Source organism: Aliarcobacter cibarius (genome assembly GCF_013372265.1).
GTDB classification, from domain to species: Bacteria; Campylobacterota; Campylobacteria; order Campylobacterales; family Arcobacteraceae; genus Aliarcobacter; species Aliarcobacter cibarius.
Genome location: NZ_CP054051.1, coordinates 2,151,378 through 2,177,561, shown reverse-complemented (window position 1 = coordinate 2,177,561; position 26,184 = coordinate 2,151,378). Strand labels below are relative to the sequence as shown.

The 26,184-nt window shown below is 29.2% G+C and carries 26 protein-coding genes and 1 pseudogene; 18 read left to right on the top strand and 9 right to left on the bottom strand.

All coding sequences use genetic code 11. The features are described from left to right. Nucleotide 1: 1 nt before the first annotated feature. A complete protein-coding gene (locus ACBT_RS10925; RefSeq protein WP_024774483.1) occupies nt 2-298 on the bottom strand; it encodes a TrbC/VirB2 family protein in 297 nt (98 codons plus the stop codon). Nucleotides 299-782: 484 nt separating this feature from the next. On the opposite strand from ACBT_RS10925, the gene ACBT_RS10920 reads away from it, so the two are divergent. Beyond that, nucleotides 783-2,141 (top strand): IS4 family transposase, encoded by a 1,359-nt coding sequence (locus ACBT_RS10920; RefSeq protein ID WP_024775179.1) that lies wholly within the window; start codon nt 783-785, stop codon nt 2,139-2,141. Nucleotides 2,142-2,146: 5 nt separating this feature from the next. Here the strand turns inward: ACBT_RS10920 and panC are convergent, their stop codons facing one another. The 8 genes and pseudogenes from panC to ACBT_RS10880 form a co-directional block, all read right to left on the bottom strand. Then, nucleotides 2,147-2,965 (bottom strand): pantoate--beta-alanine ligase, encoded by an 819-nt coding sequence (panC, locus tag ACBT_RS10915; RefSeq protein WP_024776264.1) that lies wholly within the window; start codon nt 2,963-2,965, stop codon nt 2,147-2,149. Nucleotides 2,966-2,992: 27 nt separating this feature from the next. Next, nucleotides 2,993-3,622: pseudogene (locus tag ACBT_RS10910) on the bottom strand (ABC transporter permease); the annotation flags it as partial. A gap of 1 nt (nt 3,623) precedes the next feature. Next, nucleotides 3,624-4,988, bottom strand: a complete 1,365-nt coding sequence (locus ACBT_RS10905; RefSeq protein ID WP_024774758.1) for an IS4 family transposase — start codon at nt 4,986-4,988, stop codon at nt 3,624-3,626. Between the two features lie 179 nt (nt 4,989-5,167). Next, on the bottom strand, nt 5,168-6,382 hold the full coding sequence (mobP1, locus tag ACBT_RS10900; protein ID WP_024774482.1) for a MobP1 family relaxase: 1,215 nt from the start codon (nt 6,380-6,382) through the stop codon (nt 5,168-5,170). Between the two features lie 32 nt (nt 6,383-6,414). After that, nucleotides 6,415-6,927, bottom strand: a complete 513-nt coding sequence (gene mobC / locus ACBT_RS10895; RefSeq protein WP_024774481.1) for a plasmid mobilization relaxosome protein MobC — start codon at nt 6,925-6,927, stop codon at nt 6,415-6,417. Nucleotides 6,928-6,994: 67 nt separating this feature from the next. Continuing rightward, on the bottom strand, nt 6,995-7,630 hold the full coding sequence (locus ACBT_RS10890; protein ID WP_024774480.1) for a Lin1244/Lin1753 domain-containing protein: 636 nt from the start codon (nt 7,628-7,630) through the stop codon (nt 6,995-6,997). Between the two features lie 13 nt (nt 7,631-7,643). After that, nucleotides 7,644-7,889: a hypothetical protein gene (locus tag ACBT_RS10885; protein WP_024774479.1), complete on the bottom strand. Its 246-nt coding sequence runs from the start codon at nt 7,887-7,889 to the stop codon at nt 7,644-7,646. After that, nucleotides 7,886-8,095, bottom strand: a complete 210-nt coding sequence (locus ACBT_RS10880; RefSeq protein WP_024774478.1) for a hypothetical protein — start codon at nt 8,093-8,095, stop codon at nt 7,886-7,888. The genes ACBT_RS10885 and ACBT_RS10880 overlap by 4 nt, the downstream gene beginning before the upstream one ends. Before the next feature lie 166 nt (nt 8,096-8,261). Here ACBT_RS10880 and ACBT_RS10875 point away from each other — a divergent pair, with 166 nt between their 5' ends. The 17 genes from ACBT_RS10875 to ACBT_RS10795 all read left to right on the top strand — a co-directional run bounded on the left by ACBT_RS10875 (nt 8,262) and on the right by ACBT_RS10795 (nt 26,088). Next, complete coding sequence (locus tag ACBT_RS10875; protein ID WP_024774477.1) at nt 8,262-8,726, top strand: hypothetical protein; 465 nt, start codon at nt 8,262-8,264, stop codon at nt 8,724-8,726. A 519-nt stretch (nt 8,727-9,245) separates the two neighbouring features. Continuing rightward, complete coding sequence (gene rfbA, locus ACBT_RS10870; RefSeq protein ID WP_024774476.1) at nt 9,246-10,136, top strand: glucose-1-phosphate thymidylyltransferase RfbA; 891 nt, start codon at nt 9,246-9,248, stop codon at nt 10,134-10,136. A gap of 1 nt (nt 10,137) precedes the next feature. Beyond that, complete coding sequence (gene rfbC, locus ACBT_RS10865) at nt 10,138-10,722, top strand: dTDP-4-dehydrorhamnose 3,5-epimerase (RefSeq protein ID WP_024774475.1); 585 nt, start codon at nt 10,138-10,140, stop codon at nt 10,720-10,722. Continuing rightward, on the top strand, nt 10,715-11,602 hold the full coding sequence (rfbD, locus tag ACBT_RS10860) for a dTDP-4-dehydrorhamnose reductase (protein WP_024774474.1): 888 nt from the start codon (nt 10,715-10,717) through the stop codon (nt 11,600-11,602). The genes rfbC and rfbD overlap by 8 nt, the downstream gene beginning before the upstream one ends. Next, complete coding sequence (locus ACBT_RS10855) at nt 11,599-12,420, top strand: KilA-N domain-containing protein (protein WP_024774473.1); 822 nt, start codon at nt 11,599-11,601, stop codon at nt 12,418-12,420. Before rfbD ends, ACBT_RS10855 begins: the two co-directional genes overlap by 4 nt. A gap of 1 nt (nt 12,421) precedes the next feature. Further along, nucleotides 12,422-13,495: a dTDP-glucose 4,6-dehydratase gene (gene rfbB, locus ACBT_RS10850; RefSeq protein WP_024774472.1), complete on the top strand. Its 1,074-nt coding sequence runs from the start codon at nt 12,422-12,424 to the stop codon at nt 13,493-13,495. Next, a complete protein-coding gene (galE, locus tag ACBT_RS10845) occupies nt 13,492-14,568 on the top strand; it encodes a UDP-glucose 4-epimerase GalE (protein ID WP_024774471.1) in 1,077 nt (358 codons plus the stop codon). The genes rfbB and galE overlap by 4 nt, the downstream gene beginning before the upstream one ends. Continuing rightward, the gene (locus tag ACBT_RS10840) at nt 14,546-15,844 is read left to right on the top strand and encodes a flippase (RefSeq protein WP_034218414.1); all 1,299 of its coding nucleotides are present in this window, start codon (nt 14,546-14,548) and stop codon (nt 15,842-15,844) included. The genes galE and ACBT_RS10840 overlap by 23 nt, the downstream gene beginning before the upstream one ends. Then, nucleotides 15,844-16,986: a UDP-galactopyranose mutase gene (gene glf, locus ACBT_RS10835; protein ID WP_024774469.1), complete on the top strand. Its 1,143-nt coding sequence runs from the start codon at nt 15,844-15,846 to the stop codon at nt 16,984-16,986. Before ACBT_RS10840 ends, glf begins: the two co-directional genes overlap by 1 nt. After that, complete coding sequence (locus ACBT_RS10830) at nt 16,986-18,146, top strand: glycosyltransferase family 4 protein (RefSeq protein ID WP_024774468.1); 1,161 nt, start codon at nt 16,986-16,988, stop codon at nt 18,144-18,146. The genes glf and ACBT_RS10830 overlap by 1 nt, the downstream gene beginning before the upstream one ends. Continuing rightward, nucleotides 18,147-20,036, top strand: a complete 1,890-nt coding sequence (gene asnB, locus ACBT_RS10825) for an asparagine synthase (glutamine-hydrolyzing) (protein WP_024774467.1) — start codon at nt 18,147-18,149, stop codon at nt 20,034-20,036. It begins immediately after the preceding gene. A 15-nt stretch (nt 20,037-20,051) separates the two neighbouring features. Beyond that, nucleotides 20,052-21,086 (top strand): SDR family oxidoreductase, encoded by a 1,035-nt coding sequence (locus ACBT_RS10820; protein WP_024774466.1) that lies wholly within the window; start codon nt 20,052-20,054, stop codon nt 21,084-21,086. 7 nt (nt 21,087-21,093) lie between these two features. Next, nucleotides 21,094-22,335 (top strand): nucleotide sugar dehydrogenase, encoded by a 1,242-nt coding sequence (locus ACBT_RS10815; RefSeq protein ID WP_024774465.1) that lies wholly within the window; start codon nt 21,094-21,096, stop codon nt 22,333-22,335. A 1-nt stretch (nt 22,336) separates the two neighbouring features. Continuing rightward, nucleotides 22,337-23,110 carry a glycosyltransferase domain-containing protein gene (locus ACBT_RS10810; protein ID WP_084031337.1) on the top strand — a complete coding sequence of 258 codons (774 nt, stop codon included), beginning with the start codon at nt 22,337-22,339 and terminating at the stop codon, nt 23,108-23,110. Next, nucleotides 23,107-24,102 (top strand): EpsG family protein, encoded by a 996-nt coding sequence (locus ACBT_RS10805; RefSeq protein WP_024774463.1) that lies wholly within the window; start codon nt 23,107-23,109, stop codon nt 24,100-24,102. The genes ACBT_RS10810 and ACBT_RS10805 overlap by 4 nt, the downstream gene beginning before the upstream one ends. Then, nucleotides 24,099-25,028: a glycosyltransferase family 2 protein gene (locus tag ACBT_RS10800; protein ID WP_024774462.1), complete on the top strand. Its 930-nt coding sequence runs from the start codon at nt 24,099-24,101 to the stop codon at nt 25,026-25,028. Before ACBT_RS10805 ends, ACBT_RS10800 begins: the two co-directional genes overlap by 4 nt. After that, nucleotides 25,015-26,088, top strand: a complete 1,074-nt coding sequence (locus ACBT_RS10795; RefSeq protein ID WP_024774461.1) for a DUF1972 domain-containing protein — start codon at nt 25,015-25,017, stop codon at nt 26,086-26,088. The genes ACBT_RS10800 and ACBT_RS10795 overlap by 14 nt, the downstream gene beginning before the upstream one ends. The last annotated feature ends 96 nt before the right edge of the window (nt 26,089-26,184 follow it).

The window sequence follows — 26,184 nt, the reverse complement described above, 5'->3', positions numbered from 1 at the left end:
TTCAACTTATTCCAGTAAACATTCCACCAATTGCACTTGCTGTTGCAATTAATAATCCACCAACTATTACAGGCGTCATCTTTTGGATAGCTTGACCTTGAACCATTACTTGATATGCAACATAAGCAATAACAACAGTTACAGAAATAGCTGCAAGAGCAAATAATGCATCTCTAATATTTTCCATCAAAGTTTCAGCTCTACTTACACTTATTCCAGCTCCTAAAAGAATATCTGGAATGAAAATAAATGCTGCTATTAGCATTAAATTTTTGATATTATTTTTTTTGAATCTCATAATTCTCCTTTTTAATATTTTTTAAATCAACAACGAATTTATATATATTTTTTACCTCCTTTCATTTAATTTTGATTAGCCCTACAGTTAGAACTAATTCAAATTAAAACTAAATTGGTTTTTATATTATTAAAATTAACAATAAAAAAATGCAATTCCTACACCTCTATAAAGGATTAATCCTTTACTAAAGTTCTTTCAAATTGCTGTTTGCACTTTTGCTTTTGGCAGGTGAATTTTATTTTATACTCCTATCACTTCCTTGCAGTCGGAGTCAATTGAATGTTAAAAAATGTTTACTAGAAATTAACTGTTAAATCCTTAGTTATTTTGAAATCTCATTTTTTTTCTTTAAGTGATTAACTCAACTTTCGCACATAAAAAATCATTAATTTCTTATATGTAAAAGATACAATAAAGCCCATAAATAGGCACTTTTTGATATAATTTCATCACGACAATCAACTATATAAAGGGCTTTTTTATGAGACTTGATAATTTTATCCAAACTGCTATGAACAACGTATTAAAAAATCCAGTATTATCTGTTTTAAGAGATATAAATTTTAGTTCAATTTTAAAACAGAGTAATTTTATAAAAAGAGATATTGGAAAATCACCATACTTAATAATTTTACATTTTTTATATATGTTTATCATTAATAAAAGAATCTCTACATTTATGAAACAAAGCTCTGATAGCTATAAAAAGGATGTATATTATAGACTTTTGAAAAACAGTAAATATAATTGGAGAAAACTATTACTATTAAGTTCTGTAAAATTAATCTCAAAACTTCATATACTTCAAAAGGCTACTGATACTAGAGTATTAATTATTGATGACACAGTTGAAATTAAAAGAGGAAAATTTATAGAAGGAAGCTGTAGAAATCTTTGGAATAATAAGGAACATAGAACTGTAAAAGGTTTGAATATTGTATCACTAAATTATAGTGATTCCCATACTGATATGATGTTAGATTTTTCTATTAACTACAACAAAAATCAAATTGTAAATGTTAATGAAAACTATTTTCATCATAAAAGTAATGCTTATAAACGAAGAGTTGAAGGTAATAATAGTAAAAATAATTTAGCTCTTCAAATGGTAAATAGAGTATTAAAATCTGGAATATATGCAGATTATTTACTTGTTGATAGTTGGTATGCCAAACCAAATTTTATTTATGAAATAAAAGAAAAAGGTCTTGATGTAATTGCAAGATTATCAAAATCAAATAGAATTTGGCAATTTACAGGAAAATATAATACGCTTGAAAGACTGTACACTCGAGTAAAAAGTCATAAATCTTCTAAACTAGGTAACTACAATTCTATAAAATACAGCTATGTATCAACTACAACTACACATAAAACACTTGGTAGAATTAAAATAGTTTTTATAAAAACAAAAGATAATCTTATTCCAATTGTTTCAACAAATATAAATTTATCAGATATTGAAATTATTAATACCTATAAAAAAAGATGGAACATAGAACAAGGATATAAAGATTTGCGAGAGTATTTCCAATTTGGTAAAGAAGAAAATAGAATTTACGAAGCACTCATTGCTAGGATTACTCTATCTTTCCTTGCTTATAACCTTACAAGCTATATCAATCGTATCAATAATGAACCACAAACATTAGGAGAACTTTTCAGAAATTTAGAGTGTCAGCTTGAAACCCTTGCAATTTCGATGGAACTATTTATAAAAATATTAGAACAACTAGTTCAAGCCCAAGAAATTGTCAAGAGAAATAAAGATTTGGAACAGATTATCCTAATGCTCAGGGTTTACACTAAAAAACAGTTAGGTTTTATCTGCGAAAGTTGAGTTAATTACATCCAAATATTATCAAGAAGCCTTACTTTTCCAAATCTTACAACTACTAAAATTATTGTATTTGAAGGCTCAATAGTATTTATTTCATCAAATTTTTTATTTACAATTTTTACATATTCAACGTCAAGATTTTCTAAAATTTCATAAATTTTTTCTTTTACTACTTTCGAATTTCTTTCGCCTTTAGCGATTAAATTTCCAGCCATATAAATAGATTTAGATATTTTAAGAGCTTCTTGTTTTTGTTCAGTACTTAAATATACATTTCTTGAACTCAGCGCTAAACCACTAATTTCTCTTACTATATCACAAGGTACAATATTTATATCTATAAATAAATTTTTTACCATCTGCTGTATAAGAGCTAATTGTTGAGCATCTTTTTTTCCAAAATATGCATTTGTAGGTCTTGTAAGATTAAACAGTTTTAAAACAACTTGTAAAACTCCATCAAAGTGACCAGGTCGTGTAAGACCTTCTAAAACATAACTATTTTGAGGGGCTTTTATTAAAACTTCATCTTCTTCATACATAGTATTTATATCTGGCATAAAAAGAAAATCAACTTTACACATTTGGCAAATTTTTATATCTGCTTCTTCTTTTCTTGGATATGTACTTAAATCTTCACCTTTTAAGAACTGTGTAGGATTTACAAAAATAGATACTATTACAAAGTCATTATTTGCTCTAGCTTCTTTTATTAAAGATATATGCCCATCATGTAAAGCACCCATTGTTGGAACAAAACCAATAGTTCCATTTAACTTTTTTCTAATAGTTTTTAATTCTTCAACTGTTTTAATAACTTGCAAAATATTTTCCTTTTATTTTTGTTGATTTTATTTTTCACTGTAGTTTGGATTTAATTTTAATAATACTAAATCAGCTAATATATTTCCTAAAAGTGTAAGAAAGGAACCAATAATAAGTATTCCCATAATCACGGGATAATCATGACTTAAAGCACTCTGGTAAAATAAAAGACCCATTCCATCTATTGAAAAAATTGTCTCTAAAATTACACTTCCTCCAATAATTCCAGGAAGGCTTAGTCCTAAAAGAGTAATAATTGGAGGGTATAAATTTGGTAATATATAGTGTCTTAGAATAATTTTATTGTTTAATCCTCTTGCTCTTGCAAAAAATATGTAATCACTTTTTAAAATTTCAATTGTTAATGCTCTTATATATAAAATCAAGCTTCCAATTCCACCAAAAACTATAATAAATATAGGAAGTGTTAAATGCCAAGCAAAATCTAAATAGTAAGTCAAGCTTCCATCTTTTGCTACACTGTGAAGTCCCGCTATTGGGAAAAGTTCAAATTTTATAGAAAAAATTAAAACCAATACAAGTGCTAGATAAAAAGATGGCATTGAAAAGCTTAAAAGTGAAAGCTGATTTGTAAATCTATCAAAGAAGCTATTTTGCTTCATTGCTGATTTTATACCAAAATATAAACTTATTAACTTAACTTTCGCACCTAAAACCAAGTAGTTTTCCAGTCACATCTCTTAATAGATCGATTATTGCTGTAAAATCCTCATTTCTATTGACAACTTCTTCAATTTTTGCAATCTCATCTAAAATAGCTAAAAATGCTTGCATAGCAATTGCCAAGGTGTGAAGTTCACATTCTAGATCTTTAAACAATCCACCAATAGTTTTTGGTTCATTACTGATACGATTTATATAGCTAACAACATTGTATGTAAAAAATGAGAGTGTTATGCGAGCAATAAGTGCTTCATAAATTCGATTTTCTTCTTTACCAAACCCAAAGTGTTCACGAAGTTCTTTATACCCTTGTTCTATATCCCATCGTCGTTTGTAAATATCGATAATTTCTTCATCACTCAAGTCTAAGTTTGTAGATACAATAGGGATGAGATTCTCTTTGGTTTTTATAAAAACAATTTTTAATTTTCCTGCTTTTTTATGTTCAACTATGACCCCGAAGTATTCAAACTTTATCTTTTTGCCATATTGACCCATCTTAATAGTTTTAAGCTTTTTAAACTTGTTATAGATACCATCAAGAGTTTTTTTCTCCCCTGTGAAGTTCCAGATTCTATCATTGTTTACCATTCTTGAAATAACTTGCAATCCTAGCTCATTCATTGTTTCTATAAACACAGGTTTAGAATACCAACTATCCACAAGCAGATAATCTGCATATATACCACTAGCTACTGCTCTTTTAATCATCTCTATAGCAATTTGTGATTTCCCTTTTAAGCTTTCCAATCTTCGCTTATGTGCATTGGTTCGATGATCAATAATATTTGTAAACTCTTCTATCTTTACCCTTGCATAATTATTCATAGCAATTGCAAAGTCCAACATAAAATTTGAATAACCATCACTATAGTTTAGTGATACAACATTTACACCTCTGATTTTTCTCTTTGCTTTATTGCTCCAAAGGTTGTCACAACTTCCCTCTATATTTTTACCAACTTTATCTTCAACAGTATCATCAAGTATAAGAACTCTTACTAGCTTTGCATCTTGTACTTTATGAAGCAGTGATAAAATCTTTAAAGAACTAAGTGATAATAGTTTTCTCCAGTTGTAGTGAGCATTAGCAAGTAGTCTGTAATAGACATCTTTTTTAAAGCTATCATTACTCTGATCCATAAAAGTTGATATTTTTTTATTCATAACTAGCATATATACAAAGTGTAATACAACCATATGAACAGCAACTCCCTCTTTTTTAGAAAAATTGCTCTTTGTTAAAATCGTTTTCATATTTAATAGTCGCAATGTTTCATAAATTGGATTCTTTAGTTTGTCGTTTATGATGCTTATTATCTTAGATTCTATCTGCATTCTTACCCTTTAATATAATAGATATTATATCTAAAAGTTCCTATTTAAGGGCTTTATTGAGAGTTCAAAATAGAAAAATATCATAGAAAAACAACTAAATTATTTTTATGTCAACAAGGATAATATTATTACCTATAGCAGTAATATTTTAGGGAGATTTAGCTACAATTTTAATCAACTTAACGTGCGAAAGTTAAGTGATTAAATTTATTCTCCTTTTTAAATTTTGAATTTAATTCAGAAGAAAATATTTGATTATCTTTCTCTCTTTTTATTTTCATATATTCAAAGTTTTTAATATCCAAATCACTTAAATATTTTTCTTGATAACTATAGAAATTTTTTCTATTTTCTGTTTTTAAAGTTTCATCTAAATCTTTTTCAGCTCTGCCGATAATAGAAATATCCCATATATTTTTATAGGAAGTTCTTGTATACACCATTCTTTTTTTAGTCACTTTATCAACTTTTTTAATAACAGTTTCGAATGGTTCTTTAGAGATTATTTTAAATTTAGCGAACTCACCTTTCTTTAAATCACTACTCTTTACAAGTTTTTCGAGTTCTTTACTCCAAATAGTCGTTACATGATCTTTACTACTTAGATAGCTTACAAAATAGGAAGCTTTTCCATTTTCTGCAAATTTGTAATTTGCTTTACCAAAATCAATCACTTCAAAGTGATTATTTTTCATACTAGATTTTACTTCTTTTAACTTTTGAGGATTTAGTATCTTTTCCTGAGATAGATTTCTTTCCCATTTTCTAGTTGCATATGCCTCAATTCCTAAATCATTTAAGTGCTTTGCAAATATTTCTCTCATATTTTCTAAATCAGTTTTTTTTACATCTATTCTTAATCCATCAATACTTTTGATTTTTAAATCGCAATGAATATGAGGATTATCAGTATCTGAGTGATAAACAAAATATGCTTGATTATTTGGATATTTTTCAGTAATTGTTTGCAAAGCAGCTTTGAGAAGTTTTTCTTTTGGTGTTGCTTCATGCTCTTTCATTGAAAAAACAAAGTGTAAAACTTCTCTGATCTCTTTTTTGTTTTCGTTTTTTCTAGGTATTGCTAAATCAAAATTGTAATAATCTTTAAAACTATTTTGCTCATCTTTACCTTCATACATATTTGAATCTTGATCATAAATTTCTAATTCATTATTTCTAGTATTGTATTTGAAGTGATCTGACCATTTTTCAAATGTTTTAGAGTTCCCTGTAATTCTAATAACAACTTCTTTTCCTCTAGGAGTATTTTTTTGTAGTTGTTTGCTATTCCCTTTTTTTCTATAAACAAAAGATGATTTTGAATTTTGTTCAATTTTCGAAAATACTCTTCTTGCTCTTAGTTCATCCTCATCAAACTTAACTTTCTTTGACATCATAAGCCTTTAAAAGAAGTAGATTTAAAGCTTTAAGCTGTAGTTCTACTATTTGTATAATCTAAAACTTTTTTTATTTCAACTAGATTTTCATCCAATTTTTCATCAAGTTTTGAAATTGATTCCATAAGGAAATCAACTTTAATTTGTTGATTTGAGTTTAATTTTTTAGAAATTTGGTTTAAGTTAACACCAATCATTTTAATCTGATATTTTAAATTATAAAAAGATTGCATCTCGTTTGGTGATAAAAATCTTTTTTTGTAAATAGTGTTTAATAATCTAAATCTAATTTCTTGGTTTAAACTATTTGTTCCTGTAAATTTTGAAGATTCTAAGAGAAATTCTTTTTCATTCTCATAAATTCTAATTTTTACTTCAGTTTGTTCTTTTGCTAATTTTGATTTAAACTCCTTTAACAAATTAGATTTTTCATTTAATTGTTCATAGATACATGAATTAACTAAAGCTGTAATTGGAATTTTGTTCTCTTGATTTATCTTTTTTAGAATCTCAAGATTATTAGGAAATATTTTTATCCTCACTATTTGAACTCCTAATCTTTAATTTTGCCAATAAAAGAAAAATAGATTTTAACTTTTACTCCAAAAACTAGTTTTGACCTGAAAGGCAAATAATTTGATTTTCCTTACTTGCTTGTGCTAGATCTTCATATTTTTGTTTCTGCTTATCTTTTGAAATTTGTTTTGCTAATAAAAATGTGTTAAGTTTCTCAAATTTTTCAGCATCATTTTTTTCAGAGGCATTATTACTTATTTCTTTATTTCTTTTATTTATTAATTTATTTATTGTTGTACATGAGTTCAACATATGTTTACTTGAGTCTATTTGACTCAATACCAAAAGCTGCTCTTCCTGTTTTTGTTTTTTCTTTAATGCACTTATTTTGCCTGCTCTACTAAGCTTATCAACCTTAGTATAATATGGTTCAAGCCATTTGTTTAACTGAATAGAAATAAATTGATTACCATTTGCTTCTTCAATTATTTCAAATAAACCATAAGAAGAGATTACAGTATTTATTATAGGAACACTAACTTTCATTTCATCAGATAACAAATCAATATCATTTATTGGATACTTATGCCCATCTGTTTCTGCTAAAGTTTCAAGTAAATAAACTGCAATACCATAGCCTTGAATGTTAAAATCCTTTATCAATCTTTTGACATTTTTACCATTACGAAAATTTGTAGGAAAAAGGAAATTAGGAGGTATTTTTTCCATATATACTTCTTAGTTACATTATTTTGACTTGTCTAAGCGCCAAAAATTCAGCTATATATCTTTTAGGATATACAATTCGACCAACTACTTCAATGTAAGTTATACCTAGGCCACATTTTCTCCAATTTTCAATACTACTTGGACTAACACCAATTATTCTTGCAGTTTCACTCGAATTTAAATTCATTTTATCTTTAAATCCCATTTTATTAATTTCTTCTAGAAATTTATCAATCTCTTCATCTATATTTGCATTCATTTGAATATTTCTCCTTTTAGGAATGTTGCAACTGATGTTCTGCATGTTTTAAGCCTATAATTTGAGTTTAAATATTTAGCTATTTGTACATATGCATAACCTTTTTTTCTTAATTCAACTATTTCATCTTTATATATAGCAAGCGCTTCTTGCTTATTTATTTTAGATGGAATTTCATTTTTCATAAATTCTTTCAATTTTTCCATGTTTATTTATATCCTAAAATATTATTTTTTCTAGTAAACATTTTTTAACATTAAATTGTAAAGGAACTTGTTATATAATAGTTAATAATTTATATAATAATTACCAGAATTATGACAACATAATTCTTAATTATACCTTATTTATAACCAACAAGATAGGAAGATAATGATTGATATTGAAATAATTTTACAAAACTTACTGGATTACTATGACTTAGATACATTATCCCAGTTAGCAGACAAACTGGATGTAACACAACCCACTATATCTAAATGGAAATCAAGAGGTTCAATTACACCTATAAAAAAGAAATGTAAAGATTTGGGAATTTATGATGATATATTTAAAGAGAAGAAAAAAACTCATTGCTTTGGATTTGATACAAGCTTAATGGATATAAAACTTAATTTAAGAGCAGAATGTCAAAAATATGGTATACAAATTACAACTCTAAAGAATAAAAGGTTATTGTACCTTTTAGAACATATTGCACTTGAAGCAGAAGTTAATAAACAAACACAAGATTTAGAGAAGGATCTGATTGATCTATTTTTTAAATATTATCCACTTCTAAACAAAGATTTGTTTCCAATTAAAGATGTATTAGATTCATTTGAAAAAGAATCTTAACTATTTATTTACAAAAATAAAATAATCTATTTAAACAAAATTTTTTCTACAGAAAAAACCTAAAATCTTTTTGAAAAAAAGTTTTAGCAAGTGAATCTCATAGAGCAGAGAATAAAAATGTGTACATTTTTGGGAAGTCATTCCCTATCTCTGCATTAGATAAATTTTTTAATTTGTTACGATATTAATTTATTGTAAATTTTATATTAATTTATTAACAACTATTAAGTGTTTATTTTATATAATTGTGCATATGAATTTTCAACACAAGAGAAAATAATATTTCAAAAGATTTAATTTTAAGAAAATTGAAGTCAACTATTGATCAGAAGTTAACATCACAAGATTTTAAGTATTAATTTAAAAAAGAAGATTAATTGTTAAACTATGCTAGTAATTGTAGAAGCCTTTCTAGAGTTGCTTAACTTAAAATAAAATCTAATTATATGTTGACTCTTGATAAAGCAATTGAAATTAAATCTAATAAAAATTTACATTGAAATAAAAAAGGAGAAATAAATGAAAGGCATAATCCTAGCAGGTGGAAGCGGAACAAGACTATACCCAATTACAAAAGGTGTTAGTAAACAACTAGTTCCAATCTATGATAAACCTATGATTTATTATCCTTTGTCTGTTTTAATGCTTGCTGGTATTAAAGAAGTACTAATTATTACAACTCCTCAAGATCAACCAAGCTTTATTAACCTTTTAGGTGATGGAAGTGAACTTGGTATGAGTTTTGAATATGTAGTTCAACCAAGCCCTGATGGTTTAGCTCAAGCATTTATCTTAGGTGAAGAGTTTTTAGCTGGTGATGATGCTTGTTTAGTTCTTGGTGATAATATATTCTATGGTCATGGTTTAACTGAACTATTAGCTAAAAGTATAAAAAATGCTAAAGATGAAAATAAAGCAACTGTGTTTGGATATTACGTTTCAGATCCAGAAAGGTATGGAGTTGCTGAATTTAATGAAAGTGGAGATGTAATCTCTATTGAAGAGAAACCAAAAATTCCAAAATCAAACTATGCTGTTGTTGGATTGTACTTTTACCCTAATGATGTTGTAAAAAAAGCTAAAGATGTAAAACCAAGTGATAGAGGTGAATTAGAAATTACAACACTAAATCAAGATTACCTTAATGAAAATAGATTAAAAGTTGAACTAATGGGAAGAGGGTATGCTTGGCTTGATACTGGAACTCATGAATCTTTACTTGAAGCTAGTAGCTTTATTCAAACTATTGAAAATAGACAAAGCCTAAAAGTTGCATGTTTAGAAGAAATAGCTTATGAAATGGGATATATCTCAAAAGAAAAACTTCTTGAACTAGCAGAACCTTTAAAAAAGAACCAATATGGTCAATATTTAATTTCTAGAGCAAATCAACCAAGAAGGATGAAATAATATGCAGTTTACAAGAACAGCTATTCCTGATGTAGTAATTATTGAGCCAAAAGTTCATGGTGATAGTAGGGGTTACTTTGTTGAAACTTTTAGAGCTGATAAACTTGAAGAGTTCTTGGGTTATAAAATAAACTTCTGTCAAGATAATGAATCAAAATCTTCTAAAGGAGTTTTGCGAGGACTTCATTATCAATTATCTCCATACTCACAAACAAAACTAGTACGAGTTATTCAAGGAAGAGTTTTAGATGTTGCAGTTGATATAAGAAAAAATTCTCCAACTTTTGGAAAATATGTAGCAGTTGAACTAAGTGCAGAGAATAAAAAACAACTATTGGTTCCAAGAGGGTTTGCTCATGGATTTGTAGTTTTACAAGATGATACAATCTTTGCATATAAAGTAGATAACTACTATAGTCCTGAATGTGATAGAGGAATAGCATTTGATGATAAAAATCTAAATATAAATTGGATTTTAAATCATGATGAATTAAACCTATCAGCAAAAGATAAAACTCAACCAAAACTTTTTGATATAAAAGATGATAAAGAGATATTTGAGTTTGGAGTAAATTACTATGCCTAATTCAAACTCTAATACTTATAATATCTTAGTAACAGGTTCAAATGGACAAGTTGGATCTGAAATAAAAGAACTTGCTTCAAATTACCCTTATAATTTTTTCTTTACGAATAGATCAAATATTGATATCACAAATAAAGATGATATAAGAAACTTTTGCCAAACAAATGATATAAATGTAATTATTAATTGTGCAGCATATACAGCTGTTGATAAAGCTGAAAGTGATGAATTAAATGCAGATTTAGTAAATAGAAAAGCAGTTAAAAAACTTTCAATCATTGCAAAAGAGCTAAATATAAAATTAATTCATATCTCAACAGATTATGTATTTGATGGTAAAAACTTTAAACCATATGTTGAAGAGTATAAAACAAATCCACAAGGAGTTTACGGTAAATCAAAACTTGATGGTGAACTTGAAATGATTAAGGTAAATCCATTAAACTCTATAATTATTAGAACTTCATGGGTTTATTCATACTATGGAAATAACTTTGTAAAAACAATGCTTCGATTAGGAAAAGAAAAAGAAGAATTAGGTGTAATATTTGATCAAGTTGGAACTCCAACTTATGCTAAGCATCTTGCAAAGACTATTCTAAATATTATTCCACAAATAGAAAACTCAAAAGTAGAAATCTATAATTACTCAAATGAAGGAGTTCTATCTTGGTATGATTTTGCAAAAGAGATAATGAAAATGGCAAAACTAAATTGTAAAATAAACCCAATAGAGACATATCAATACCCAACACCTGCAAAACGACCTCATTTCTCACTTTTAAATAAAAGTAAGATAAAATCAAAATTCAATTTAGAAATACCATACTGGAAAGATGGATTAGATGATTGTTTAAAGAGATTAGGTGAAAGAAGATGAATAACAAGCTCATTGTTCAAGAAACTTTAATCTCTATTCGTCAGCATGAAAAAGAGGATTTTATATCTCTTACAGATATTGCAAGAGCAAAAAATTCTGATGAACCAAAAGATGTGGTAAAAAATTGGTTAAGAAATAAAAATACAATAGAGTTTTTAGGGCTTTGGGAACAAATAAATAATCCAGATTTTAAAGGGGTCGAATTCGACGGGTTTAAAAATTCAGCAGGTCTTAATAGTTTTACAATGTCACCTGTGAAATGGATTGAAACAACGAATGCAATAGGAATTATTAGTAAATCAGGAAGATATGGTGGAACTTTTGCTCATAAAGATATAGCGTTTGAGTTTGCTAGTTGGATTAGTGCTGAATTTAAACTATTTTTAATTAAAGAGTTTCAAAGACTCAAAAATGAAGAGATAGAAAATAAATCATTAGAATGGAACTTGAGCAGAAGCCTTTCTAAAATAAATTATAAAATCCACACAGATGCTATAAAAGAGCATCTTGTACCAAATATACTTTCAAAACCAAAAGATGGATTTGTATATGCAACTGAAGCTGATGTATTAAATATTGCACTATTTGGACAAACAGCAAAAGAGTGGCGAGAAAATAATCCAAAGCAAGATGGAAATATAAGAGATTATGCAAGTGTAGAACAGCTTATCGTGCTTTCAAATATGGAAAGTGTAAATGCAGAACTTATAAAGCAAGGTATGCAACAAGCTGATAGATTGCTAGTGCTAAATAGTATGGCAATATCTCAGATGAAATCTTTAATAAATAATCCAACTATAAAAAAATTAGGAAAATAAAATGTTCAATAACAAAAATAAAACAATACTTGTAACTGGATGTGCTGGATTTATAGGTTCAAACTTTGTGCCATATTTTTTAGAAAAATATCCAAATTATAACCTAGTAAATTTAGACCTTTTAACATATGCAGGAGATTTAGAAAATCTAAAAGAGTGTGAAACAAATTCTTGTTATAAATTTATAAAAGGTGATATCTGTAATAGAGAATTAGTTGAATTTATATTTAGTGAATATGATATTCAAGGTGTTATTCACTTTGCAGCTGAATCTCATGTAGATAACTCTATTAAAAATCCAGGTGTATTTGTGCAAACAAATGTAAATGGAACATTTACTTTGATTGATGTTGCTTATAAATATTGGATGGAGAAACCATTTACTTATAAAGATGAATATCAAGAGTGTAGATTTCATCATATTTCAACAGATGAAGTATATGGAACACTTACTCTTGATCCAAATGATCTGTTCACTGAAAAAACACCTTATGCTCCAAACTCTCCATACTCAGCTTCAAAAGCTTCAAGTGATATGATAATAAGAGCATATAATGAAACATATGGTCTAAATACAGTTATTACAAACTGCTCAAATAATTATGGTCCAAAACAACATGATGAAAAATTAATTCCAACAATTATAAGAAATGCTCTTTTAGGAAATCCAATTCCAATTTATGGTGATGGGAAAAATATAAGAGATTGGTTGTATGTACTTGATCATTGTAAAGGTATTGATCTTGTTTACCATAATGGAAAAACTGGAGAGACATATAATATTGGAGGAAGAAACGAAAGAACAAATCTTCAGATTGTAGATAGAATATGTGAAATTTTAGAAGAGTATCGCAGTCGTGACTTAATGTCACGAGGAGAAACGCAATTAAGTTCCTTCCATAATAAACCGTATAAAGAGTTAATTACTTTTGTAGCTGATCGTGCGGGACACGATAGAAGATATGCTATCGATGCAACAAAACTAGAACAAGAGTTAGGCTGGAAAGCAGATGAGAATTTTGATAGCGGGATAGTGAAAACTATTGAATGGTATTTGGAGAAATATAACTCATGAGCATACTTATTACTGGAGGAGCAGGATATATTGGAAGTCATACATTAGTAGAACTCTCACAATTTAACTATGACTTCATAGTATATGACAATCTTTCAAACTCATCACAAGAATCACTTAAAAGAGTTGAAAAAATCATAGGTAAATCTATCACATTTATCAATGGTGATATAAGAGATAGTGAAAAACTAAAAGAGGTATTTTCAAATTACACTATAGATTCAGTTATTCACTTTGCAGGACTTAAGGCGGTTGGACAATCAGTTGAACAACCACTTGAATACTACGATAATAATGTAGTAGGAACTCTAAGACTGCTTGAAGTGATGAAAGAGTTTGCTTGTAAAAAAATAGTATTTTCTTCAAGTGCTACAGTTTACTCAGAAGTAGATGCTAAAAACTATACACCACTTACTGAATCAAATCCTGTTGGTGGCACTACAAATCCCTATGGCACTAGCAAATATATGATTGAAAGAATTTTAGAAGATTTATATATATCTGACAACTCTTTTAAGATAGCAATTTTGAGATACTTCAATCCTGTAGGTGCTCATGAAAGTGGAACAATAGGTGAAGATCCAAATGGAATACCTAACAACCTTATGCCATTTATCTCTCAAGTAGCAGTTGGAAAAAGAGAATATCTCTCTGTATTTGGAAGTGATTATGATACACATGATGGTACAGGAGTGAGAGACTATATCCATGTGGTTGACCTCTCTATTGCCCATGTAAAAGCGATAGAGTATCTTGGAACCGATGCTTTAGCTTCGGCAATAGGCGAGACTAAAGTCTCACTTCCAAAAATTAATCCTCTTATAGTCAACATTGGTACTGGAGTCGGCTATTCAGTATTGGATGTAGTTAAAGCTTTTGAAAAAGCAAGTGGTAAAGAAGTACTATACAGATTAGTAGATAGAAGAGCTGGGGATATCGCAAAATGTTATGCAAATCCATCTTATGCCAAAGAAGTTCTTGGTTGGGAAGCTACAAAAACACTAGAGCAAATGTGTGAAGATAGTTGGAGATGGCAAAGTAATAATCCAAATGGGTACAATTGTGATAAATAAAATCAAATTCCTAACCAACACAGAAGACAAAAAAAGACTCATGTCAAACTTTTTTTCTCTTTCAGTTCTGCAAGGTGCAAACTACATTCTCCCACTTATCACACTTCCGTATTTAGTGCGAGTTTTGGGAGTGGAATATTTCGGTCTTTTGGCGTTTGCAGGAGCTACAGTTGCTTATTTTGGACTTATAACTGATTATGGATTTGATTTAACTGCCACAAGAGAAATAAGCATACATAGAGATAACAAAGAAAAAGTAATAGAGATATTTTCATCTGTTATGATTATCAAGTTTATGCTTATGTTTGTATCGTTTTTGTTACTTACTATTTTAGTTTTTAGTTTTGAAAAATTCTCTCAAGATGCTTTAATATATTTTCTATCTTTTGGTGCGGTAATAGGACAATTTCTTTTCCCTATTTGGTTTTTTCAGGGCATGGAGAGGATGAAATATATCACTTATATAAATATAGGTTCTAGATTACTTTTTACCATAGCTATATTTATATTTGTACAAGAAAAAAGTGATTTTTATATGGTTCCAGTTCTTAGTGCATTAGGTACTATTTTGGGTGGATTGTATGCTCTTTATTTCATCAAAACAAATTTTGATATAAAGTTTGCTTTTCAAAAAATAACCACTTTAAAGTACTATTTAAACGAGGCACATCATATTTTTATCTCAAAGTTGGCAATCAGTCTTTACACTATCTCAACAACTTTTATATTAGGACTTTTTACAAACAATACAATAGTTGGATATTTTGCAGCAGCAGATAAAATCATACAAGCTTTCAAAGGATTGATGGGTCCAGTTTCGCAAACTATTTATCCTTATGTATCAAAGAAAGTTCACCACTCAAAAGAAGATGGTTTGAAATTTATCAGAAAAGTTGCTTTTTATATAGCAATTTTTACAAGTTTTGTATCTCTGTTTATTTTTATTTTTGCAGAGTTTTTAGTAAATTTACTACTTGGAACAGAATACCAAAACTCCATTATCGTTGTGCAAATATTGGCTCTGATGCCATTTATGATAGGACTTAGTAATGTTTTTGGTATTCAAACTATGCTAAATTTTGGAAGAAAAAAACCATTTAGTCAGATACTTATAGCTGGAAGTATCATCAATCTCATACTTTCATTTGTATTAGTGCCTTTATATCAACATATTGGTTCAGCTATATCAGTGCTTATAGTAGAGAGTTTTATCACGATAGCTATGTTTATATATTTACAAAGAAACGGATTAAAATTAATAGGAGAAAATAAATAATGATTGATTACATAATAGTAGGTTCAGGTCTTGCAGGTGTTGTAATGGCTGAACGAATAGCTACACAACTAAATAAAAAAGTATTAATAATAGAAAAACGAAATCACATAGGTGGAAACTGTTTCGATTTTAAAGATGAGAATAATATTTTGATTCACAAATATGGACCACATCTTTTTCACACAAACAATAAAGAAGTTATAGAGTATCTATCAAACTTTACTGCATGGGATATCTATAATCATGAAGTATTAGCTTATATCGATGGAAAAAAAGTATCTATCCCTTTTAATTTTAATACTTTATATGAAGTATTTCCTACTTCAAAAGCAAAAGCTTTAGAAGAGAAGTTGTTGCAAGCATATGACTATAACTCTAAAGTGCCAATTTTAGAGCTTAAGAAGTCAATAGATAAGGATTTACAATTTTTAGCAGATTTTATCTATGACAAAATATTTGTAAACTACACTGCAAAACAGTGGGGCATGAAACCTGAAGATATGGATGGAGCGGTAACTGCAAGAGTTCCAGTTTTTATAGGTCGTGATAATAGATATTTTAACGATAGCTATCAAATGCTTCCAAAACATGGTTACACCAATATGATCAATAAGATGCTTGACCATCCAAACATTAAAATAATGCTCAATACAGATTTTAAAGAGATATGTGAATTAAAAGAAAAAGATTTTTACCTTTTTGGTTCAAAATTTGATGGAAAAGTTATCTACACTGGACAAATAGATGAGTTGTTTGAGTATAAATTTGGAGAGTTGCCATATAGAAGTGTAGATATGAAGTTTGAAACAGTTGAAAAAGATTTTTATCAAGAAAAAGCAACAGTAAATTACCCAAATGATTACGATTTTACAAGAATCACAGAGTTTAAACATATTCACCCGACAAATTCACCTAAAACTACTATTTTAAAAGAGTATCCACAAGAGTATATAATAGGGCAAAATACACCATACTATCCAATCTTTACAAATGAAAATCAAGAAAAATATAATAAATATTTAGAATATTTACAAGAGTTTGATAATCTAATTTTACTTGGAAGACTTGCTGAATATAAATATTATGATATGGATGATATGGTTGAGAGAGCTTTAGAAGTATTTGAAAAGGAAGTGAAATAATGAAAAAAGTAATGTTTTATTGCCATGTTTTTTATCCACAAAATTCTGGATATTCAAATGCTTTTCAAAATTTAATTAATGCTATTTTAGATTATTCGTCAGAAATTCAGATAACAGTTGTTACTCCTTATGAACTAGGAGAAAATAAAGAACTCGAAAGAGATGGATTGAAAATTGTAAGATTAAAGCCGAAGATTAATATACGAAAAATTAGATATTTTCTAAATGAGTATCTTTTCGCTAGGGAAGTTTCTAAAAAATTTAAGTTAGAAAATTATAATTTACTCTTTGTTGAAACTTTTGATCAGTCTTTATTTATTAATTCATTAGATTCTGATATTTATGATAAAACTATTATAAGAATTCATTCTACTAATGAAACTGAATATACGATATTTGATAAGTCTATAAGTTATAAGATACGAAAATTTGTTATTTCTAACTTTCTATCAAAAAAAGTTATTAATATTGCATCGACGAATAGTTTTCATATTGACTTTGCAAAAAAATACTACTTTGATGAAAATGTTATTGAAATTGGTAATAAGAATTTTTTTATTATTCCAAATACGATAAAAAATGATAATGAAATTATTGATTTAAATGTTGGAGATAAATTAAAACTTTTTATTTTGGGAAGAATGGATAGATTAGGATTTAATCAAAAAGGTTTTTTAGATTTCATACATGCCTTAAAGCTACTGGATGATAAAGTCGTAAATAGATTTGAAATTACCGTTGTAGGCAAGGGTAATGAAAAATCAAAAATCTTGTCATTGGCAAAAGAATTTCATAATATAACTTTCATCGATGAACTTCCGCATTTGCAAACTATTAATTTTTTAAAGCAATCTGACATAGTTGTATTACCAAGTCGCTATGAAGGTTTGTCAATGTTCGCCTTGGAAGGCTTAGCCACTGGAAATGCTGTAATCTTTTCAAAAACAGGTGGTTTAATTGACTTAGTAGATGGTAACGGATTATTTTTTGAACCACAAGATATCGATTCATTGGTTGAGGCATTAGTTAAAATTTCGAATTTACCCAAAGATGAAATTATAAAAATGAAATCTAAATCAATAGAAATTGTAAAAGAAAAATTTATTCCTTTCATAGTTGCTAAAAAATTCAATTCTATTTTAAACATAATAGGTTCCTAGATGTGTGGAATAGCAGGATTTTGTGATTTCACAAAAAAAACAGATAAACAAACTTTAGTAAAAATGACAGATGTACTTCATCATAGAGGACCAGATGATAGTGGTTATAGTTTTTATGAAAATGAATTTTCACATATAGGTTTGGGACATAGAAGACTTTCTATATTAGACCTTTCCGCTCATGGACATCAGCCTATGATTCATCAGCATTTAGAAATCATCTTCAATGGTGAAGTTTATAATTTTGCAGAGATAGCTAAAGAACTTGAAAACTTTGGATATATTTTTGAGTCTCATAGTGATACTGAGGTAATCTTAAAAGCTTATCATCATTGGGGTATAAAAGCCGTTGATAAGTTTATAGGGATGTTTGCGATAGTGATTTATGATAAAGAGGTACAAAAATTAATATTTCTTAGAGATAGAGCAGGAGTAAAACCACTAAACTACTATTTTAAAGATGGACTTTTTCTATTTTCTAGTGAACTTAAAAGTTTTCACGAACATCCAAAATTTGAAAAAGAGATAAATAGAGATGCTTTAGCACTCTTTTTTCAATACAGCTATATTTTAGAACCTTATACTATATTTAGACACACGCATAAACTTCCAGCAGGTCACTACGCAGAACTTGACCTTCAAACCCATACATTTAAGATTCACAAATACTGGGATGTGATAGATAGTTATAATAAACCAAAACTTGATATTAGTTTTGAAGAAGCAAAATCAGAAACACAAAAGTTGTTAAAATCAGCTTGTGAATATAGAATGGTATCGGATGTACCCGTGGGAATGTTTCTAAGTGGAGGATATGATAGTAGTGCAGTAACAGCGATACTTCAAAAAGATAGAACTGAAAAACTCAAAACTTTTAGTATAGGTTTTCATGAAGAAAAATATAATGAAGCGCACTATGCTAAAGATATAGCAAAACATTTAGGAACTGAACATACAGAATACTACTGTACACAAAAAGATGCTCAAGAACTACTTCCACTTATGAGCGAGATTTGGGATGAACCATTTGGAGATAGCTCAAATATACCTACTACACTTGTGAGTCGCTTGGCTCGAAAAGATGTTACAGTCAGTCTAAGTGCTGATGGTGGAGATGAGATATTTGGAGGGTACGATAAATATACACAAACTCTTAAATATCGAAAAATGTTTTCAAAAATGCCATCTTTTTTTGGGGATATTATGGGGCTAGTCGATCCAAAATACTTAGTAGGGCTAAACAAAACATACAACTTCAAAAATAGATATGAAAAACTAAAAACTCTACTAAAAGCAAAAGATGAGATAGAGATGATGAGTGGTACAACTTACTACTTTAATCCATCAGAGGCTGATAGCTTGCTCGGCAAGAGTACTGCTATCAAAACATCTTTTGATGATAAGATACTTTTAAACTCTCATAATGATGCTATCGATAAAATGATGGCAATAGACTATAAAACTTATCAGTTAGATGATATCTTGACCAAAGTAGACAGAGCGACCATGAGTGTGAGCCTGGAAGGAAGAGAACCGTTTTTAGACCATAGAATCATAGAATTTGTAAGTCAACTTCCAAGTGATTTTAAAATCAATGATGGAAACAAAAAATATATTTTAAAGTCAATCGTTCATGACTATATCCCAAAGGAGATCATGGATAGACCAAAGATGGGATTTAGCATACCTCTTAATGAATGGTTTGGGGATGAGCTAAAAAAATATGTTTTAGAGTATCTGGATAGTGAAAAAGTTGCTAAAACTGGTGTGTTAAATGTAAAAGAGGTTGAGAGACTTAAAAAAGAGTGGCTTGAAAATAGTAGTTTTAGTGCAAATAAGATTTGGCTTATTTTGACATTTATGATGTGGCATGAAAGGTGGATGAGATGAAGAAAAAGGATTTAAATGAAATATGATAAAGTAAAACAAGAACTTTTAACCAATCAAAAAACTTGGGTTATTACAGGAGTTGCAGGGTTTATTGGCTCAAATCTAGCAGAACAATTACTAAAACTTAATCAAAAAGTAGTAGGGCTTGACAATTTTGCTACAGGACATAAACATAATTTAGATCATATCAAAAACTCTGTTTCTCAAGGTCAATGGGCAAATTTTGCTTTTACAGAAGGTGATATAACAGACTATAAAACTTGCATAGAAATCACTAAAAATGTAGATATAGTTCTTCATCAAGCAGCACTTGGATCAGTTCCAAGGTCTATCGATAATCCTATAAATTCAAATGCTTCAAATGTAAGTGGATTTTTAAATATGCTTACAGCTTCTAAAGACAATGGTGTAAAAAGATTTGTTTATGCTTCAAGTTCATCTGTATATGGTGACTCAGCTGAACTTCCAAAAGTTGAAAGCAGAACAGGTAATCTCCTCTCGCCTTATGCTGTTACAAAATATGTCAATGAACTTTATATGGGGGTATTTTATAAATGTTATGGGTTTGAATCTATCGGGCTCAGATACTTCAATGTATTTGGCAAAAGACAAGATCCAAATGGAGCTTATGCTGCAGTGATGCCAAAGTGGATATCACAAATGCTAAATGGTGAAGATGTTTATATAAATGGTGATGGTGAAACAAGTAGAGATTTTACCTATATCGACAATGTTATTCAAGCAAATATATTGGCAGGAACTACTACAAATCCACTAAGCTTTGCAAAAGCTTATAACACAGCAGCAGGTGGAAGAGAAGCTTTAAATAATCTTTTTCATGCGATAAGAAATGAACTTGAAGCTAAACTACCAGACTTAAAAATCAAAGATGCCATCTATAGAGATTTTCGAGCGGGGGATATAAGACACTCAAATGCGAACATAGATAGTGCAAAAGAATTGCTAGGCTATGAACCTACTCATACTTTAGAACAAGGTTTGAAAGAATCAATACAATGGTATATAAACGATATAAAAGGAGTTGAATAAAATGAAAATTAAAATATGTGTTATAGGGCTAGGATATGTAGGGCTTCCACTTGCTCATGCATTTAGTGAAAAATATGAAGTAGTAGGATTTGATATCTCTAAATGGAGAATAGATGAGCTTTCAAGTGGCTATGATAGAACTTTAGAGTTAAATGAAACTCAAGTTAACGAAGCTATAAAAAATGGTATGAAATTTACTCTTGATATCAACGACATCAAAGAGTGTAATATCTACATAGTCACTGTCCCAACACCTATAGATAAAAACAAAAGACCAGATTTAACTCCTCTTATCAAAGCTAGTGAAACAGTAGGAAAAGTTTTAAAACAAAACGACATTGTCATCTATGAATCTACAGTTTATCCAGGAGCTACAGAAGAAGACTGTGTGCCTATTCTTGAGAAGTTCTCAACCCTTACTTTCAATAAAGATTTCTTTTGCGGATATTCTCCTGAAAGAATCAATCCAGGTGATAAAGAACATACAGTTACAAAAATACTTAAAGTTACAAGTGGTTCAACTCCTGAGATAGGTCAAAAAGTAAATGAACTCTATGCGAGTATCATCACAGCAGGTACTCATCTTGCACCAACTATAAAAGTAGCAGAAGCAGCAAAAGTAATAGAAAACTCTCAAAGAGATATCAATATCGCATTTGTAAATGAACTTGCAATTATTTTTAATAAACTTGGAATCAATACAAATGATGTACTAGCAGCAGCAGGGACAAAATGGAACTTCTTACCATTTAAACCAGGTCTTGTTGGTGGACACTGTATCGGTGTAGATCCATACTATTTAACTCATAAAGCCCAACAAGTAGGATATAACCCAGAAATTATCCTAGCAGGTAGAAGACTCAATGATAATATGGGAATCTATGTAGCAAATCAAGTAATAAAACTGATGATAAAAAAAGGTCATAAGATAGAGGGTTCTAAAGTCTTAGTCCTTGGTATCACTTTTAAAGAGAATTGTCCAGATATAAGAAATAGTAGAGTGATAGATGTTATAGAAGAGCTTAAAGAGTTTGGATGTGATATCACTGTAACTGACTATTGGGCAGATAAAGATGAAGTAAAACATGAGTACAATCTAAACTTAGATAATGATCTGAACTATGACGACTATGAAGCTATAGTCTTAGCGGTATCACATGATAAATATAAAAATTTGACTTTTGGAAATCAAAATCAAATTGTTTATGATATAAAATCTATCTTAAAAGACAGTGATGGAAGATTGTAGTATGGCGACCACGGCTAAAAGTAATCTTGTAGTATATACAGCACTTTTTGGCAACTATGATGATTTGATAGAACCAAAAGAGAATTATGAAGGATGTGACTTCATCTGCTTTACAGACCAAAAACATCTTACATCTGATGTTTGGGAAATTCGACTGATAGAAGAGTGTGAAATGCCCGCAAATATGATGAATAGAAAATACAAAATACTTCCGCATCTGTTTTTGAGCCAGTATGAGTGGAGTATGTATGTGGATGCAAATATTAAAATTTTAAATAACCCTTTTGAATTGGCAAATAAGTATCTAGCTAAACACGACTTTGCTATGCCAAAACACTTTGCAAGAGACTGTATCTATGAAGAATCAAAAGAGTGTGTGATACTTGGCAAATCCAAATATGACGAAACAAGAAAACAGATGGATAATTATAAAAAAGAAGGTTTTCCAAAAAACTTTGGACTTGGAGAAAACGGTATATTGTTTAGAAAGCACAATAGTGAAAAAGTCGTAAGACTTATGAATGACTGGTGGGAAGAGCTAAATACTCACACCAAAAGAGATCAATTGAGTTTGGCTTATGTGCTTTGGAAGAGTGGTGAGAAGTTTAGTTATATGGATGAGAGTGCGAGAGAAGGAAAAGGATATTTTGAATATGTAATCCATACTACATTTAGAACTAGGAGTTTTTCTCAAAAAGTCAAAGATAGCCTAAGGGTTAGAACAATGGCTAAAGTTGTACCAATATTAATCAGATATAGAATAATGAAGCTATGAATATTACTATAAAAAAAACAAGTATTTTTTACACCTTTTTAACAATATTACTTATCATAATTGCAGGACTAAGGCTTTTTGGTTGGGCAAATGACACAGCAAACTATTATGAAATGGCGATATTTCAGGATGAACTATTACTTGGAAGCAAAGAAGTTTTTTTTAGATTGATTATTTTTTTAAATACTGAAATTTTTTCTAGTAACTTTACAGTGTTCTTATTACTCTTTGCCGTTCTAGGCGTTAGCATAAAAATATTTGCATTAGTTAAACTATCGCCTCTACCTGCATTATCTATTGTGTTGTATTTATTATCATACTTTTGGTTACATGAATATATCCAAATAAGAGCAGGCGTAGCAACGGCAATTTTCTTACTCGCCACTAAAGATTTAGCAGATGGAAATTCAAAAAAATATTTTTTAAAAGCTTTTTTAGCAATTATGTTCCATTGGTCCTCTATTGTTATGATACCAATCTATTTTTTAGTTAAATACAAAAATTCAAAAGCTTATGCTCTTTTACCAATCATAGGAATAATTTTAAATATTTTAAATGTAAATTTTTATCTTATAATAGAATTTATACTAAATACAATAGGGATTGACCCTATGTTTTATAAAATGTATGCTGGATATCAAAATGATATCAATGTATTTAATCTAATTAGTCTATCTTATATATTGGTGTTCTATACAATTACAGCAGTGATTTTTACTCATAAAAATACAGTTAATGACTATGAAATAATTCTTTATAAAATAATATCTATTGGTATTTTTACCTTCTTTTTGGTCTCTCTTCTTAACGCGCCAGTTGTCGCATTTAGGCTTTTAGAATATTTTATGGTTGTGCTTTTATTATCGATACCATTTTTAGTTATCAAGTTTAAGCAAAAATTATTTGCCTCTGTGTTGGCGATCGCTTATTATTGTTTGTACTGCTATTTTTTATTTACAAATGTAATCGAATTTGAAAAAGGAATTTTATGAAAGAAAAAGTTGATGTTGTTTTAGTAACTTACAATCCAGATATAGACACTTTAAATAAGTGTGTTGATAGCTTAATAAATCAAGTAGAAAAAGTTATCATTGTTGATAATACCCCATCAGGGTGTAAAGAATTAAATTTTTTTAATCATGAGAATATCGAGATTTTATGTTTATATGAAAATATGGGAATCGCATATGCTCAAAATATAGGTATAAAAAAAGCTATGGATAATGGTGCTGAGTTTGTGTTAACAAGCGATCAGGATACGGTGTATCCTGAAAATTATGTATTGGGTATGTTAGCTATATATAAAATACATATAACCGATTTAAGAATCGGAGCAATCGCACCATTTTTTAGAGATATTAATTCCAATAATGAATTAATGCCGATAATGATTTATGAAAATGAAAAAATAAGTCGACTTAGAAGTTTTGATACTGACATACAGGAAGTTTATTGCGTTTCACATGTAATTTCGTCAGGTATGATTATGAGTAGAGATGCTCTTCTTGAGATTGGTTTAATGGATGCTGATTTATTTATTGATTGGGTTGATACAGAATGGTGCTTTAGGGCAAATAAACTTAACTATAAGATTCTTCAAACATCAAAGTTGGTTATAACTCATCAGCTTGGTGATAATGCGAAGAAACTATTTAAATATACTCTAACAAATCATAATTATATTAGAAGATATTATAGAGTTAGAAATGGTATTTACATTCTTTTTTATAATAAGTATATAAATAAATCCATGAAATGGTACATAATTGAATCTTTGCTGAAGATGGTTATTATGCATTTTTTTCAAGCAAATAGCAAAATCAATGAAATTAAAAATAAATATTTCGCCATCAAGGATGGAATAGTAAAAAATATTGGAATTTTAAAACGAGATTTAAAAATAAATGAAAAAAATTAGCATAATAGGAATAGTCGGTATCCCAGCAAAATACGGTGGGTTTGAGACACTTACGGAGTATTTGACAAAAAATCTTCATGATAGTTACGAACTTACAGTATTTTGTAGTGGGAAAAGTTATGCTCATATGTTAGATAGTTATAACGGTGCGAAGTTGGAGTATGTAAACCTTCATGCAAATGGTGTGCAAAGTATCCCTTATGACATCATCTCGATTTTTAAGTCTTTGAGGTTTGCCGATACACTGCTGATACTTGGAGTTTCTGGATGTGTCGTTTTGCCATTTGTGCGACTGTTTAGTAAAAAACGAATCGTAGTAAATATAGATGGCTTAGAGTGGAAAAGAGACAAATGGGGCAAAGGTGCGAAGTGGTTTTTGAAGTTTTCTGAGAAGTTGGCTGTAAAGTATGCCGATGTGGTAGTAGCTGACAACAAAGTGATACAAGAGTATGTTAGTAGCGAATACGGAGTGCAAAGTGAGCTGATAGCTTATGGAGCAGACCATGTGACAAAAGAGATTTTGAGTGATGAACTAAAGGTGAAGTATCCATTTTTAGGTAGTCGCTATGCTTTTAAAGTGTGTCGTATAGAGCCAGAAAACAATATCCATCTTATACTTGATGCGTTTAGTGAATATAAACTTTTAAATATCGTGATGATTGGAAACTGGGAAAATAGCGAGTATGGCAAAGATCTAAAAGAAAAATACAGTAGTTTTGAAAATATCTTTTTACTTGACCCTATCTATGAGCAAGATATATTAAATCAAATACGAAGCAACTGTTATGTTTATATGCACGGACATAGTGCAGGTGGGACAAATCCATCTTTGGTGGAGGCTATGTATTTAGGTTTGCCTATAATGGCTTATGGTGTACAGTACAACAGAGAAACCACAGAAGGTAAAGCTTTGTATTTTGATGATAAAGATGGGTTAATAGAGTTGTTAGAAAATATAGATGAGGAAATATTGAAAAGAATAGCGAATGATATGAAGCTAGTAGCACTAGAAAATTATACTTGGGAAAAGATATCTCAAAAATATAAAAAATTATTTTAAAATCTTTGTCACGAACTGCTAAAGATACGGGGTCAGAGATTTACTTTTAACATTAACAAAGAATATAGGGGTCAAGGAATATAGGGGTCAAGGATT

Excerpts from the sequence above, each read along its gene's own strand:
- glf (WP_024774469.1), top strand. The coding sequence starts at position 15,844 with ATGATTGATTACATAATAGTAGGTTCAGGTCTTGCAGGTGTTGTAATG.
- mobP1 (WP_024774482.1), bottom strand. The coding sequence starts at position 6,382 with ATGTCAAAGAAAGTTAAGTTTGATGAGGATGAACTAAGAGCAAGAAGA.
- asnB (WP_024774467.1), top strand. The coding sequence starts at position 18,147 with ATGTGTGGAATAGCAGGATTTTGTGATTTCACAAAAAAAACAGATAAA.
- ACBT_RS10805 (WP_024774463.1), top strand. The coding sequence starts at position 23,107 with ATGAATATTACTATAAAAAAAACAAGTATTTTTTACACCTTTTTAACA.
- ACBT_RS10820 (WP_024774466.1), top strand. The coding sequence starts at position 20,052 with ATGAAATATGATAAAGTAAAACAAGAACTTTTAACCAATCAAAAAACT.
- ACBT_RS10905 (WP_024774758.1), bottom strand. The coding sequence starts at position 4,988 with ATGCAGATAGAATCTAAGATAATAAGCATCATAAACGACAAACTAAAG.
- ACBT_RS10875 (WP_024774477.1), top strand. The coding sequence starts at position 8,262 with ATGATTGATATTGAAATAATTTTACAAAACTTACTGGATTACTATGAC.
- ACBT_RS10920 (WP_024775179.1), top strand. The coding sequence starts at position 783 with ATGAGACTTGATAATTTTATCCAAACTGCTATGAACAACGTATTAAAA.
- rfbD (WP_024774474.1), top strand. The coding sequence starts at position 10,715 with ATGCCTAATTCAAACTCTAATACTTATAATATCTTAGTAACAGGTTCA.
- ACBT_RS10830 (WP_024774468.1), top strand. The coding sequence starts at position 16,986 with ATGAAAAAAGTAATGTTTTATTGCCATGTTTTTTATCCACAAAATTCT.
- ACBT_RS10795 (WP_024774461.1), top strand. The coding sequence starts at position 25,015 with ATGAAAAAAATTAGCATAATAGGAATAGTCGGTATCCCAGCAAAATAC.
- galE (WP_024774471.1), top strand. The coding sequence starts at position 13,492 with ATGAGCATACTTATTACTGGAGGAGCAGGATATATTGGAAGTCATACA.
- rfbB (WP_024774472.1), top strand. The coding sequence starts at position 12,422 with ATGTTCAATAACAAAAATAAAACAATACTTGTAACTGGATGTGCTGGA.
- ACBT_RS10855 (WP_024774473.1), top strand. The coding sequence starts at position 11,599 with ATGAATAACAAGCTCATTGTTCAAGAAACTTTAATCTCTATTCGTCAG.
- ACBT_RS10880 (WP_024774478.1), bottom strand. The coding sequence starts at position 8,095 with ATGGAAAAATTGAAAGAATTTATGAAAAATGAAATTCCATCTAAAATA.
- ACBT_RS10885 (WP_024774479.1), bottom strand. The coding sequence starts at position 7,889 with ATGAATGCAAATATAGATGAAGAGATTGATAAATTTCTAGAAGAAATT.
- ACBT_RS10840 (WP_034218414.1), top strand. The coding sequence starts at position 14,546 with ATGGGTACAATTGTGATAAATAAAATCAAATTCCTAACCAACACAGAA.
- ACBT_RS10810 (WP_084031337.1), top strand. The coding sequence starts at position 22,337 with ATGGCGACCACGGCTAAAAGTAATCTTGTAGTATATACAGCACTTTTT.
- rfbA (WP_024774476.1), top strand. The coding sequence starts at position 9,246 with ATGAAAGGCATAATCCTAGCAGGTGGAAGCGGAACAAGACTATACCCA.
- ACBT_RS10925 (WP_024774483.1), bottom strand. The coding sequence starts at position 298 with ATGAGATTCAAAAAAAATAATATCAAAAATTTAATGCTAATAGCAGCA.
- ACBT_RS10890 (WP_024774480.1), bottom strand. The coding sequence starts at position 7,630 with ATGGAAAAAATACCTCCTAATTTCCTTTTTCCTACAAATTTTCGTAAT.
- ACBT_RS10800 (WP_024774462.1), top strand. The coding sequence starts at position 24,099 with ATGAAAGAAAAAGTTGATGTTGTTTTAGTAACTTACAATCCAGATATA.
- rfbC (WP_024774475.1), top strand. The coding sequence starts at position 10,138 with ATGCAGTTTACAAGAACAGCTATTCCTGATGTAGTAATTATTGAGCCA.